Origin of the sequence: Candidatus Pantoea persica (genome assembly GCF_013753875.1) — a bacterium.
GTDB classification, from domain to species: domain Bacteria; phylum Pseudomonadota; class Gammaproteobacteria; order Enterobacterales; family Enterobacteriaceae; genus Pantoea; species Pantoea persica.
The window spans coordinates 20,453-33,922 of the sequence record NZ_SMDS01000016.1 but is presented as its reverse complement, the minus strand read 5'-3'; the positions used below and the strand labels follow the sequence as shown (position 1 = coordinate 33,922).

The window sequence follows — 13,470 nt, the reverse complement described above, 5'->3', positions numbered from 1 at the left end:
GGAGAAAGCTGCTATACTGCCGGGCTTACGCATCGTAGTTTATGCCCTTTTCACACGTTAGCCGCAGGCTGGCGTCACTTTCCACTTTGAAAACTACACCGTTCAACGCGGTCAGGGTGGGCCGGAGTAACACACTTAATGTCATTCGACTCTCTCGGCCTGAGTGCCGATATTTTGCGCGCGATCGCCGAACAGGGCTATCGCGAACCTACACCTGTGCAGCAGCAGGCGATTCCGGTAGTGCTCTCCGGCCGCGACCTGCTGGCCAGCGCCCAGACCGGCACCGGCAAGACCGCCGGCTTTACTCTGCCGCTGTTGCAGAAGCTCTCTTCGCAGCCCGCAACGGGACTCGGCCGTCGCCCGGTACGCGCACTGATCCTGACGCCGACGCGCGAACTCGCGGCGCAGGTGGGCGAAAACGTCAGCGACTACAGCAAATACCTGTCGCTGCGCTCGCTGGTAGTGTTTGGCGGCACCAGCATCAACCCGCAGATGATAAAGCTGCGCGGCGGCGTCGATATTCTGATTGCCACGCCGGGCCGTCTGCTCGATTTGGAACATCAGAACGCGGTCGATCTGTCGCAGGTCGAAGTGCTGGTGCTGGATGAAGCGGACCGCATGCTCGACATGGGCTTTATTCACGATATCCGCTGTGTGCTGGCGAAGCTGCCGGCGAAGCGCCAGAACCTGCTCTTCTCCGCGACCTTCTCCGACGAGATCAAGGCGCTTGCAGAAAAGCTGCTGCACAACCCGGTACAGGTCGAAGTAGCGCGCCGCAATACCGCCTCAGAGCAGGTTTCGCAGCAGGTGCATTTCGTCGATAAGAAGCGCAAGCGGGAGCTTTTATCCCAGCTGATTGGCGAAGGCAACTGGCAGCAGGTGCTGGTCTTTACCCGCACCAAGCACGGCGCCAACCACCTGGTGGAGCAGCTGAATAAAGACGGCATCACCGCCGCCTCCATTCACGGCAACAAAAGTCAGGGTGCCCGCACCCGCGCGCTGGCGGACTTTAAAACCGGTGCTATTCGCGTACTGGTCGCTACCGATATCGCCGCGCGCGGCCTGGATATCGAAGAGCTGCCGCACGTGGTGAACTATGAGCTGCCGAACGTAGCGGAAGATTACGTGCACCGCATCGGTCGTACCGGCCGCGCCGCGGCGACCGGCGCCGCGCTGTCGCTGGTCTGCGTAGACGAGCACAAGTTGCTGCGCGACATCGAACGTCTGCTGAAGCGCGAAATCCCGCGCTTGGCGATCCCGGGCTATGAGCCGGATCCGAGTATCAAGGCGGAGCCGATTCAGAACGGTCGCCAGCAGCAGCCGCACGGCGGTCGTGGCCGCGGTCAGGGCCAGGGCGGCGCACCGTCCTCGCGCGCGCAGGGCGAAAAACGTCTGCAGGGCGACAAGCGCGCTCCGCAGCCGCGCCGTCAGGGCCAGGCTGCCGAGGGCAACCGCGCCGCACGTCCGCCACGTCGTCCGGCAGCGAAGAAAACCGGAACAGCGTAACGCCATGCGGGTGTTGCTGGTCCCGATGGAGGGGGTGCTTGATTCGCTGGTGCGCGAACTGCTAACGGAGGTCAACGACTATGACCTCTGCATCACCGAGTTTTTGCGCGTGGTGGATCAGCTGCTGCCGGTCAAATCGTTCTACCGCCTCTGTCCCGAACTGCCCAACGCCAGCCGCACGCCCGCCGGAACACGGGTGCGCCTGCAGCTGCTCAAAGATCTCGAGCTGATCTACCGCGGCGCGAAAGCGATGCGGTGCCGGCGCACCTGCCGGTAACGGTCAAGGTGCGGCTCGGCTGGGATTCCAGCGCGCGCTGCTTAGAGATCGCCGACGCTGTGCAGCAGGCGGGTGCCAGCGAGCTGGCGGTGCACGGCCGCACTAAAGAGGATGGCTACCGCGCTGAGGCGATCAACTGGCAGGCGATTGGCGAGATCCGCCAGCGGCTGCGCATTCCGGTGATCGCCAACGGCGAGATCTGGGACTGGCAGAGCGCGCAGGCGTGTCTGCGCATCACCGGCTGCGATGCGGTAATGATTGGCCGCGGCGCGCTCAACGTACCCAATCTCAGTCGAGTGGTGAAGTACAACGAGGCGCCGATGCCTTGGCCTGAGGTGGTGGCGCTGCTGCAGAAGTACACGCGGCTGGAGAAGCAGAGCGATACCGCGCCTCTACCACGTGGCGCGCATTAAGCAGTGGCTCGGCTATCTGCGCAAAGCCTACCCGCAGGCGGACGCGCCGTTTACGCAGATCCGCACACTGAAACACTCCGCCGCGATCGCAGAAGTGATTGATCGGCAGTACTTCGGTCACGCCCTGTGATAAAAATTCAGGCGACCCGTTAGCAGGCTAAGCGTATAGTGAAGGCTATTTTTCACTACAAGCCAGCCTGCCATGTCTGATGTCGCGGTACTGACTGACGGTCAACTCAACAAACGTATTCTTTCCGTTCTGATCTTCACCTTCTTTTGCTACCTCTCTGTCGGCCTGCCGCTGGCGGTGCTGCCCGGCTTCGTGCATAACTCACTGGGGTTCAGCTCGTTCATGGCCGGACTGATGATCAGCCTGCAATATTTCGCCACGCAGCTGAGCCGCCCATAGTCGGGACGGCTGGCCGATCGTCTCGGCCCGAAGCGGGTGGTGATGCTGGGCACGATCTGCTGTGGCATGAGCGGTGCGCTGACGATTGTCGCCGTGCTGTGCCGCGACTGGCCGCTTCTCAGCCTGCTGTTGCTGGCGGTGGGACGGCTCTTTCTCGGCGTCGGCGAGAGCTTCAGCAGCACCGGCTCGACGCGGTGGGGCATGAATATCGTCGGCCCGTTGCAGACGGCGCGGGTGCTCTCCTGGAACGGCGTCGCCACCTATCTGGCGATGGCGATTGGCGCGCCGCTCGGCATAATGCTGAATCAGGGCATGGGCATCAGCGGCTTTGCCGGCCTGGTGGCACTGATGGACATGCTGGGTTATCTGCTGGCGAGCCGCAAACTGGCGGTGGCGGTCAATACGGCGAGCGCATTCCGTTTCACCGCGTCTTTTCGCGCGTCTGGCTGTTCGGCCTCGCGCTCGGCTTCAGCACCATCGGCTTCGGCGTTATCTCCACCTTTATTACCCTCTACTTCGCCAGCCGCGACTGGAGCGGCGCCGCCTTTGCGCTGTCGCTGTTTAGCCTTGGCTTTGTGCTGTTTCGCCTACTCTTCAGCCGCGCCATTACGCGCTTCGGCGGGCTGAAGGTGGCGATGTCTCCTTCCTGCTGGGGACGGCAGGCCTGCTGATCATCTGGCAGGCGGAGAGCAGCGTGCTGGTGGAGCTCGGCGCGCTGCTGACCGGCTGCAGCTTTTCGCTGATATTCCCGGCGCTGAGCGTTGAGGCGGTCAAGCATGTGGCGCGTCAAGATCAGGGATCGGCGCTGGGAGTCTACTCCGCCTTTCTCGATTTGGGGCTGGGGCTCACCGGCCCGGTGGCGGGCCTGCTGATCGGCTACTGGGGGATGCAGTCGGTCTACTTGGCGACAGCCATCATTGTCATGGGCGCCTGCTGCAGCGCAACAGCGGCGCAGCATAACGCCGCGCCGTCAGCGATCAGAACTGCGCGTAGAGGCCGGCGGCCAGCAGCACAGACACCGGCAGCGTCAGGATCCACGCCATTGCCAGGTTGTGCAGCGTGGCCATCTGCAGACCGGTTGGCCGCCATGCTGCCCGCCACGCCGGACGAGAGCACTTGCGTGGTGGAGACTGGCAGGCCGAAGCTATCTGCCGCGCCGATGGTCGCCATCGCCACCAGTTCTGCGCTGGCGCACTGTGCGTAGTTGAGGTGGGTTTTGCCGATGCGCTCGCCGACGGTAACAACGATGCGCCGCCAACCGACCATGGTGCCGAGGCCCAGCGCAATTGCCACACCACCTTCACCCACATCGGAATAAAGCGCGTGGCGCTGTCCAGCTCATTTTTGATGGCGCCTAGGTTGCGCTGCGTCTCTTCCAGCATTGCCACCTTGTTGGTCTGAATATGCTTAATCGTCTCTGACGCTAGGTACATCTGGTTGCGGGTGTTGGAGACCGCCTGCGCCGGAATATTCTACATCGAGCTGTAGCGGCGGATCTGCTCGCTGATATCGCCCAGCGTCAGCGCCAGCGCGGGCAGCACGTCGGCGTTGAGGTTGTTGGTGCGCACATAGTCGGTCAGCACGTCGCGTGAGACGGGCGGGCGCGCACTGGCAGGCTGCAGCTGCAGCAGCTGGTCCTCGGTGACCTGCGCCAGCGCCGCGACGCGCGGGATCTGATCCGGCGGCAGCGAGCGGTTAAGGGCATAGGCGATCGGCATGATGCCCACCAGAATCAGCCCCACGCCTTTCTGGCCGTCGTTGGAGCCGTGGGCGAACGAAACGCCGGTACAGGTGAGGATCAGCAGGCCGCGGATCCAGGCGGGCGGCGGCTCGTTGCTTTTCGGCGCCTCATAAAGCTCGCGGTTGCGGATCAGCGCCTTCATCGCCAGCAGCAGCGCGGCGCAGATAAAGCCGACTAGCGGCGAAAGGATCAGCGAATAGCCGATCTTGATCGTCTGATCCCAGTCTACACCGCTCATGCCGCTGCGGCCATGCAGCAGGGCGTTGGCTACGCCGACGCCGATAACAGAGCCGATCAGCGTATGGGAGGAGGAGGGCAGCCTAAAATACCCGGTGCCGAGGTTCCAGATAATGGCGGAGAAGAGCAGCGCATAGACTATCGCGAAGCCGCCGCCGCTGCCCGCCTGCAGAATCAGCTCCACCGGCAGCATAGAAATAATGCCGAAGGCCACCACGCCGCTGGAGAGCAGCACACCAAGAAATTTGCACAGCCCGGAATAGACCACCGCGACGCTGGGCGTCAGCGAGTGGGTGTAGAGCACCGTCGCGACGGCGTTAGCTGTATCTGACGAACTCAAAGCCCAGTGCGATCACCAGCGCCAGGCCAAGCAAGAAGAAGGGGACATAGCTGGTAACCGGCGTGTCGGTCTCCTGCACGTCTCTGAACAAGTTGAATCCGGCAAAACTCAATCCCGCCACCAACAGTATCAGAAACAGCTGCCTGGAAAAGCGGTTACGCTTGCCGATCAGGTCGGGACGGTCCTCTCGCCGAGGCGGGACAGACTGTTTTCGCTCATGGAACACCTCAGAGTCAGTTGCGGGCGCGCCCTGGCCGGCGCCCATTACTGGCAGGGATACGCGCTTTATATGACAGAACAATGAAGTCAGCCTGTGGCCCTGTCATTTAACTGTCACCCATTTGTATCAGGCTGTTGATTTGGCCTGACTTTCATTCTGATGGCGAGATGCATCCCGAGCCCTTACTTTTACCGCCCAAACCCGACTTCGATGACGAGGTGGCGGGACTGATCTATGGCTATCTGATTGCGCCGGATGCGCCGCCGCGCCGCCTCAAACGCGCGCGAGGCGGTGCAGACAGGGGAACAACCGCTGCGCGACGGCGAGTTTCTCTGGCTGCATATCAACCTCAACAACGCCCGCGCCCGGCACTGGGTTCAGAGCCACTTTCAGGTCGATGACGACTTTTTCGAAGAGATCGGTTCCGCCTCGTCGCGCACCCGTCTGGCAGAGCTGGGCGAAGCGCTGATAGCGGTACTGAACGACGTGACCTTTTCGCAGGAGGAGCGCAGTGCGCAGAACGCCACGCTCTGGATCTAGTGCCGTCGTCAGCTGCTGATCAGCGCGCGCTACCGGCAGGTGGGAATGATCGAGCGTATACAGAAGCGCATTCCTTCGTGCGCCTTTGTTAACGCTGAAGAGATGCTGCTGAGTCTGCTGGGCGAGCAGGAGCGCCAGCTGGAGCAGGTGGTGCGGCGCACCAGCCTCGCCGTCGACGCTGTTTCGCCTGCTCAACCGTCCGCCTGCTTGGCTCGATCGCGATACGCTGTGCGCCTTCACGGAGGAGTTCAGCGTGGTGCTCAACGATCTCGCCAGCCTGATGGAGCGTATTCGGCTGCTGCAGGAGGAGATCGCCGCGCGCCTGATGGAGCAGAGTAACTGCACGCTGTTTCTGCTGACCGTGATTACCGTGCTGGCGCTGCCGATTAATATCGTCGCCGGCTTTTTCGGTATGAACGTAGGCGGCGTTCCGCTGGCGGGCAACGCGCACGGCTTTTTGATACTGGTGCTGATGGTGCTCGCCTTTACCTGCGCGGCGGACGGGCTGGCGCTGAGAAGGCCGAAGAAGTAGGGAAGGGGATGAGGTAAGCAGCTGGCGGTGCGGGATAAGCTCTGGCATGGGCGGGTTCTGACAACGCCGGGACAGATAAGAATAACAGCCTGTAAGACCCGGCGAGATTATGTTGCCTGGTTGATTTCCGCCAGTAGCCAGCACTCGAAAGCGTGCAGCGCCACTTCATTCATGCCTGTTTCGGTCGGTTTAACTAAATAAAACCTTTTGCTGAGTGATCCAGCCTCAGGCCAGGGGGCAACAAGCTCTCCGCTATTCAACTCCCTTTCGACATACATGCGCGGCACCATGGCGACGCCTTGTCCTGATAGCGCTGCGGCGATAGACATTTCATGAAGATCATAGCGGACTCCCTGCGCCGGGTTATCAAGTTCGATTCCGATTTTTTGCGCATAGTGTTCATGCCTGCGGATTCTGGCGACGGTGAATTCGCGGCAGTTCGTTCAGCTGTACATTATTTTCTTTGTTCTTAAGCAGCGCTGGATGGCATTCGGGTAGTAGCGTGTCCTGGAAAAGAAACAGAGTATACATACCTGCCCATGCCGGATGATCAATATGTACCACAGCGTCAAAACCACTGCCGGTGAGAATAAAAGGATCGGTTCTGGCGGCAACGTTCACTGTGATATCAGGGGGTTGAGCATAAAAGCTGGCAAGGTGGGGAATCAGCCAGCGGCACGAAAAGTCGGCAGAGCTGCAATATCCAGATTCTTGCTGCCTTCCGGTATGCCCATGATTGATTGCGTATCTCTTGGCCCCCTCGGTCAGCGACAACGCCTGCGCAGCGCGGGCAAAATTATCGTGATTTGCTGCGGCTGCAAAGGCCAGCAGGGAGCGGCTACTGGGAATTTTTATGGGCATCATCGTGGCCTCAAATGTATATGCAGGACATCTACCGCTGTGATAAAATATCACTAAGCAGTGAAATAATATCGATTTTAACAGGGAAATATATTGCTTAGCATGATGAAACTTCATTAGGCGAGATGTTGGTCGTTCGCAATTTCTATGAGGTGTTTATGCAATCTGCTATTTTTCCTTCCTTCAGATCGGCGGTTATCAGGTTATCGCGCTGAGTGACGGCACAATGGAAGCCCCGCTTGATTTACTGTCGGGCATTCAGGCCGCCGAGGCTGAGCGTATTTAGCGCAGCGCCGGGATTGAGAGGTATGGGCATATATCCATATCAACTGTTATCTCATTCGTGGATTATTTTGGTGGATGCTGGCGCGGGTGGGCACAATAACGTAGGCGGGCAGCTACGGGAAAAACTTGAGATGCTCGGCATCTGCTCTGATGATATCGACACGATATTATTGACGTACGGTCATCCCGATCATATTGGCGGCTTGCTGGATGAAAATGGGGAACCTGTCTACAAAAAGCCTGAGCTTCGCCTTCATCCGTTTGAAATTCAACACTGGCTGAATGATGAAAAACAGCATAGCGCCAACGAGCGCGGCAAACGCAATATCATACTGGTTCGTCAGGTCTTAAATGCCTATGCAGCAAAGGTGCGTTTTATTGACGAGAAGGCGATCGCGCACGGCATTCGCTCTGTCTGGCTGCCGGGCCATACGCCAGGTCATAGCGGGTTTCATATTCATTCAAATGAGTAAAGACTGTTAATTTGGGGAGATATCGTTCATTTTCCACATATTCAGTCAGCGCATCCGGCTGTATCCGTCATATTTGACGTCCATCCAGCTCAGGCTGAAGAAATAAGAGAAAAAGCGCTGCAGCAGGCCGTGGATGAAAGACTAATCATTGCAGGGTTGCACTTTGACCAAACTGGCTTTGCCCGTATTCAACTGTCTGACAGCGAATATCGTATTGTCTCCGTCTGAGAAAGCAGGGTTGAGTGACAGATATGCGCCCTGTTCCGTATCGATTAACTTGCTGAGCGCCACGATTGTCATTAATTATATTGATGTTGTTCAGCTCTTTAATGGCCAGTACAGCTTGATGAAAACAGCCTTCGCACCCCACGCAAAGCCGGTCTCTGTCATCAAACGTCCGCGCTTCTTTCCTGACTTACGCTTTCATTAAGATAGCCAAATCAGAGGCGTGCAATGCCAGAGGCCGCCAGGCCTTCTTTACGCCCAGCCTCAACCCCTTCTCTGCCCAACCCAAAAAGCCCGCATCAGCGGGCTTTTTAACAACCAACAGCTCCCCCTTCTTACGAAGGATTATTGACCACAGCGGGTGCAGCTGGCTGCGCCTGCGGCACCGCGTTCGGGTTGACAACGTTAGAGGTTAGCGCCTTGCGGCGTCATCGGCTGTTCTTGCGGCTGTGCGCCCGGCGCTTCCGGCACCTCGGCCGGTGCGGTCTGCACGCCGCTCGCCACGCAGTTAACCTTGGTCGGCATGCCCGTGCGGCTCTGGATCGCGGCGTTAACCTGATCCTGGCTGACGCTGGCGTCGTTGATCACTTTGGTCACCGCAGAGGTCAGAGTGATCGGCACCACTTCACGCGAGTTGAACTGCTCTTTGGTGGTGGAGAGCGGGTTGTGCACCTCGATATAGCGCGAGCCGTCCGGCTCTACTGTCGCTTTCACCGGCTGATCGATAAACTGCACACGCGTGCCGACCGGCACGTTCTCGAACAGCCACTTAATGTCGTCGGTGCGCAGACGCACGCAACCGTGGCTCACGCGCAGGCCGATGCCGAAGTTGGCGTTGGTGCCGTGAATCGCATAGAGACGGCCGATATAGAGCGCGTAGAGACCCATAGGGTTATCCGGACCGGCGGGGAACACCTCCGGCAGATTCTCGCCGCGCGCCGCGTATTCGGCGTGCATCGCTTTGGTCGGCGTCCAGGTCGGGCCAGCCTTTTTGCGCTGTACCGACGTGGTCCAGTGGATCGGCGTATCTTTGCCTAACTCGCCGATGCCGATCGGCAGCACCACCACGGTTTTAGTGCCTTTCGGGTAGTAGTAAAGACGCATCTCCGCGCTATTGATCACGATGCCTTCGCGCGGGGCGTCAGGCAGGATCAGCTGCTGCGGTACAATCATCTGCTTGCGCGCCTGCGGCAGGTAGACATCCATGCCCGGATTGGCTTCCAGCATATTGCTAAGGCCCATCTGGTACTGCGCCGCAAACGCTTCCAGCGGCAGTTTGTTATCCTGGGGGACGGTAATCTCAATATTTTGCCCAACCAGACGGCTGTTGGCGGCTGGTAAGGGGTAAACCACAGCGAAGGCGGACTGACTGAATGCAGCCAGCGTCAAGGCCATTGAAGCGAACGCGCGAATCATTTTCATATTTTACAAGTCGTTATGGCCTGTTAGCAGGCTTGTCAGTTTATCGAATCCGTGCCGGTCGGCTTGACCGGCTGCACATTATATATATAATGTGCATTGTTTCGATGTTGTGAATCAGGATTTTAGCAGCCATTGCAGACTTTAGGTTACGGACTGTGTTATCGGCCACCACCAGCCCTACGCGGCGGCCGAGCAGGGCTGCCACATCGTCACTTCGCCGCTCAGTTTGCGGTTGAGAAAAAAGGCGGCGCTGATCAGCGCAAGGTGCGTCAGCGCCTGCGGCATATTGCCTAGTGTGCGGCCGTGGCTGTTAAACTCCTCGGCGTAGAGCCCCAGCGGATTGGCGTAGCTCAGCAGCTTTTCAAATTCGAAGTACGCCTCGTGGATGCGGCCGGCGCGCGCCAGACACTCGACATACCAGAACGAGCAGGCGCCGACCTTCCAAGCCGGTCAGGCCGTCTCGTCGATATTGTAGCGGCGCACTATGCCGTCTCTGACCAGCTCGCGCTTGATGGCGTCCAGCGTCGCCAGCTACTCCGGATCGGTGGCGTCGACAAAGCGCATCATCAGCATCGAGGTGTCAAGGTAGCTGCCGTGACGCGTCGAGACGAAATGGCCGCGCTCCTCATTCCAGAAGTTATTCCAGATATCGGCGCGGATCTCACTGCGCGCGCTGTCCCAGCGGGAATGGGGCATAGGCAGCGAGCGCTTCATGCCCCGAGGTGCAGCGCGCGATCGCGAGCGCCACCTAGCACATCAGGCGCGAATGGAGGAAATGCTCCGGCTCGCCACGCATCTCCCAGATGCCGGCGTCGGGCTGGTTCCAGTTGCCGCACACCATATCGATCATCTGCGACACGTTCCGCCAGCCGCGCTCGGAAATCGCCTCGCCATATTTATTCGCCAGATAGATCGTATCCATCACATTAGTTCGCCATAAATATCGAGCTGCGTCTGCTGCCAGGCGTCGTTGCCGATGCGTACCGGCCGCGAGTCGGTATAGCCGGAGAGATTAAGCAGCTCGACTTCGTGCAGTTCGGTGCCGCTGTCGAGGCGATATATGACCTGCAGCCGCATCTCATCATGGTGGCTGTTCTCGACGCAGCGGCCTACCCAGCGGGTAAAGTGCTTCGCCTCGTCGACATAGCCGAGGCGCATCAGCGTATACATGCTGAACGAGGCGTCGCGGATCCAGGAGGCGCGATAGTCCCAGTTGCGCACGCCGCCCAGCTCCTCCGGCAGGCCGAAGGTGGCGGCGAGGCGCAGGGCGGGCTGGTTCGGGGCGGTGAAGGCGACAAAGTCGCCTGCGGCGGCGGCCTGGGTCTCGGCGCGCGCATAGTCATGGCGCGGCGCGCAACGCATGTTGAACCAGGCGCTGCCGCGCACCATCTTCACCCGACGGATCAGGCGCGGCATCTTTTTCTCATCGTCGCAGATCGGCATATAGTCAGTGATCTCGGCGATGCCCTCCGCCCCCAGCCAGCGGGTCTGCAGGATATTGGTGTCCGGCAAGTAAAGCTGCTGGCGGCGCATATCCTGCCACTCCGGCGCCAGCGAGAAGAGGCCCGCGTCGTCGCTTTCGAGCAGCGCAGAGAATATCGACGGGCTGTCCAGCTCCGGCCAGCAGAGATAGTCAATGGTGCCGTCGTTCGCCACCAGCGCGCAGGTGCGCAAATCGCCAATAATGCCGTGATCCTCTATCGGGCGTTTTATAGTGCTCATCCTCTTCTCCGTTGCGGGCAAGTAGCCTTAACTATAGACAAAGCGGCAGCAGGGGCTGACCTGGCGTTCGGCGGATTGCTTCTATTACTTCTCTGACCTGACATCCTGAGGAGACCCCTATGAGCACCCCACAGAGCAAAGTCGTCATTGTCACCGCATCTGACTCCAGCATTGGCCGCGCCAGCGCCCTGATGCTGGCGGAGCAGGGCTACTCGTCATCACTTGGCGTTCCGACGAAGCGGGCGCGCAAGAGACGGCGCGGCTGGTGCGCGAAAAAGGGCGCCGCGCCGAAATTACGCACCTCGATCTTGCCGACCCGCAGGAAGGTGGCCGCTCGCTCTCCGAACTGATCGCGTGGCTCGGCCGCACCGACGCGCTGGTGAATAACGCGGGCGCCAACGTCAAATCGCCCTTTCTCGACACGCCGTTCGAAGAGTGGCACAAGGTGTTCAGCGTGGACGTCGACGGCGCCTTCGTCTGCGGCCAGATCGCCGCGCGAAAAATGGTGGAGCAGGGCGACGGCGGGCACATCATCAATATCACCTCGGTGCATGAGCACACGCCGCTGCCCGACGCCGTTGCCTACACGGCGGCGAAGCATGCCATGGACAGCCTGACCAAATCGATGGCCATCAGCCTGATCAAAGAGAATATTCTGGTGAATTCGGTGGCACCGTGCGCTATCGCTACGCCGATGAACAATATGGGCGACGGCGACGCGCAGAAGATTAAAACGCCGGAGATCCCGATGGAACGCCCCGGCGACGTGCGGGAAATCGCCAGCCTGATGGCCTGGATCGCTCAGAGTGGGCCAGCTACACCGCCGGCCAGTCCTTTATCGTTGACGGCGGCTTTATGCTGGCCAACCCGCAGTTCTACGGCGGGAAAGACATCTAACCGGCGCGCCGGGTGTGCCAGCGACGGATCACCCAGCGCAGCGCAAAGGCGAAGACCACCGCCGCGACCAGCCAGAGGATATGCTTGAGGTGCAGGTCGAGCTTCTGCAGCCAGGGGGCAATCATGCCGCCGGCAAAGTAGCCTAGGGCGACGAAAATCTTCGCCCAGATCGCGGCGCCGACGATATTCAGCAGCAGAAATTTCAGCGGCTTCACGCGGCTGGCGCCGATAATGATCGGCCCAATCAGGCGAAAGCCGTACATAAAACGCACCCCAATAACGAACAGGCTGGGGTGACGCTGAATCCGCCGGTTGGCCTTTACCACCTTGTCCTGATGTTTATGCAGCTTGCGCAAAATGCGCGTGCCGTAGCGGCGGCCGATCCAGTAGAGCAACTCGTCACCGATCACGCCGCCGCCCATCGCCGCCAGCACCACGCCGATAAAATTCAGCTGTCCCTCATGCGCCGCCACGCCGCCCAGCAGCGTAAAGGTCTCACCTTCGGCGATACAGCCGATCAGCAGCGCCAGATAGCCGTATTGTTCTATTAATCCATTGATATCGATATGCAAAATCATGCTCTCTGTCCTGTCAGCGTTTCTTACAGTCTATACATCTTCGCCCAATCCTTCTGTCAACGGGTGGCAACCGCACTATTTTTCCCCGATTAGCGGCGCGCTGGCTACAAAAGCAAGCAGCGCCGTTTATACTTCAGAGGATGCTGCCGCGCTGGTCAGATGCATAATGCCTCGGCAGCCTGTCTCATCAGAGAGGTGACGCTATGAATCATGTCTGGGGTCTTATGGCGCATCCCGATCGGGAAATGCGCGATATCAAGCAAGAGAACGAAAGCGTTTCGCACCACTACACCCACCACGTGCTGCTGATGGCGGCGATTCCGGTGATCTGCTCCTTTATCGGCACTACGCAGCTGGGCTGGAATCTGGGCGAAGGGCAGCTCGTGCAACTTAACCTGCTGACCGCTATCGGGCTCGGCATCCTGTTCTACCTGATTATTTTAGGTGGCGTGGCGGTAATGGGCCGCGCCATTCACTGGATGGCGCGCGACTATCCGCAGCGTCCTTCAGTGCAGCGCTGCACTGTATTCGCCGGCTATGTGGCGACGCCGCTGTTTTTAAGCGGCATCGTAGCGCTCTATCCGCTGGTCTGGCTCTGTGTGCTGATCGGCGCGCTGGCGCTGGTCTATACCGGCTATCTGCTCTATATCGGCATTCCGCTGTTTCTGAATATCGACCGGGATGAGAGCCTGCGCTTCTCCGGCTCGACGCTGGCGATCGGCGTGCTGGTGTTTGAGGTGCTGCTGGCGCTGACGGTGGTGCTGTGGGGCTACGGACCGCGACTCTTTTAAC

The 13,470-nt window shown here is 59.6% G+C and carries 5 protein-coding genes and 7 pseudogenes; 7 read left to right on the top strand and 5 right to left on the bottom strand.

The genetic code is table 11. The features are described 5' to 3' along the window. The first annotated feature begins 138 nt into the window (after positions 1 to 138). The 3 genes and pseudogenes from rhlE to EIO60_RS05070 all read left to right on the top strand — a co-directional run. Positions 139 to 1,506: an ATP-dependent RNA helicase RhlE gene (gene rhlE / locus EIO60_RS05080; protein WP_258576094.1), complete on the top strand. Its 1,368-nt coding sequence runs from the start codon at positions 139 to 141 to the stop codon at positions 1,504 to 1,506. Positions 1,507 to 1,510: 4 nt separating this feature from the next. Further along, a pseudogene (locus tag EIO60_RS05075) lies at positions 1,511 to 2,326 on the top strand (tRNA-dihydrouridine synthase). A gap of 72 nt (positions 2,327 to 2,398) precedes the next feature. After that, positions 2,399 to 3,539: pseudogene (locus EIO60_RS05070) on the top strand (MFS transporter); the annotation flags it as partial. Positions 3,540 to 3,582: 43 nt separating this feature from the next. Here the strand turns inward: EIO60_RS05070 and EIO60_RS05065 are convergent. Continuing rightward, a pseudogene (locus EIO60_RS05065) lies at positions 3,583 to 5,142 on the bottom strand (inorganic phosphate transporter). Positions 5,143 to 5,310: 168 nt separating this feature from the next. On the opposite strand from EIO60_RS05065, the pseudogene EIO60_RS05060 reads away from it, so the two are divergent. Then, positions 5,311 to 6,215 (top strand): annotated as a pseudogene (locus tag EIO60_RS05060) (CorA family divalent cation transporter). 107 nt (positions 6,216 to 6,322) lie between these two features. On the opposite strand, the pseudogene EIO60_RS05055 reads toward EIO60_RS05060, so the two are convergent. Continuing rightward, positions 6,323 to 7,076 (bottom strand): annotated as a pseudogene (locus EIO60_RS05055) (LysR substrate-binding domain-containing protein). 356 nt (positions 7,077 to 7,432) lie between these two features. Here EIO60_RS05055 and EIO60_RS16100 point away from each other — a divergent pair. Then, on the top strand, positions 7,433 to 7,834 hold the full coding sequence (locus EIO60_RS16100; RefSeq protein ID WP_309484695.1) for an MBL fold metallo-hydrolase: 402 nt from the start codon (positions 7,433 to 7,435) through the stop codon (positions 7,832 to 7,834). Positions 7,835 to 8,464: 630 nt separating this feature from the next. Here the strand turns inward: EIO60_RS16100 and EIO60_RS05045 are convergent. Next, the gene (locus tag EIO60_RS05045; protein ID WP_258576093.1) at positions 8,465 to 9,481 is read right to left on the bottom strand and encodes a L,D-transpeptidase family protein; all 1,017 of its coding nucleotides are present in this window, start codon (positions 9,479 to 9,481) and stop codon (positions 8,465 to 8,467) included. Between the two features lie 177 nt (positions 9,482 to 9,658). Next, positions 9,659 to 11,203, bottom strand: a pseudogene (locus EIO60_RS16095) (glycoside hydrolase family 15 protein). A 119-nt stretch (positions 11,204 to 11,322) separates the two neighbouring features. Between EIO60_RS16095 and EIO60_RS05025 the strand changes: the two are divergent. Then, a pseudogene (locus EIO60_RS05025) lies at positions 11,323 to 12,100 on the top strand (SDR family oxidoreductase). Here the strand turns inward: EIO60_RS05025 and EIO60_RS05020 are convergent. Beyond that, complete coding sequence (locus EIO60_RS05020; protein ID WP_258576289.1) at positions 12,097 to 12,672, bottom strand: DedA family protein; 576 nt, start codon at positions 12,670 to 12,672, stop codon at positions 12,097 to 12,099. The pseudogene EIO60_RS05025 and the gene EIO60_RS05020 overlap by 4 nt on opposite strands. A 209-nt stretch (positions 12,673 to 12,881) precedes the next feature. Here EIO60_RS05020 and EIO60_RS05015 point away from each other — a divergent pair, with 209 nt between their 5' ends. After that, positions 12,882 to 13,469 (top strand): Yip1 family protein, encoded by a 588-nt coding sequence (locus EIO60_RS05015; protein ID WP_258576090.1) that lies wholly within the window; start codon positions 12,882 to 12,884, stop codon positions 13,467 to 13,469. The last annotated feature ends 1 nt before the right edge of the window (position 13,470 follow it).

What these genes read in the sequence shown, in the direction of transcription:
- rhlE (WP_258576094.1), top strand. Translation starts at nt 139, where the DNA reads ATGTCATTCGACTCTCTCGGCCTGAGTGCCGATATTTTGCGCGCGATC.
- EIO60_RS05045 (WP_258576093.1), bottom strand. Translation starts at nt 9,481, where the DNA reads ATGAAAATGATTCGCGCGTTCGCTTCAATGGCCTTGACGCTGGCTGCA.
- EIO60_RS05015 (WP_258576090.1), top strand. Translation starts at nt 12,882, where the DNA reads ATGAATCATGTCTGGGGTCTTATGGCGCATCCCGATCGGGAAATGCGC.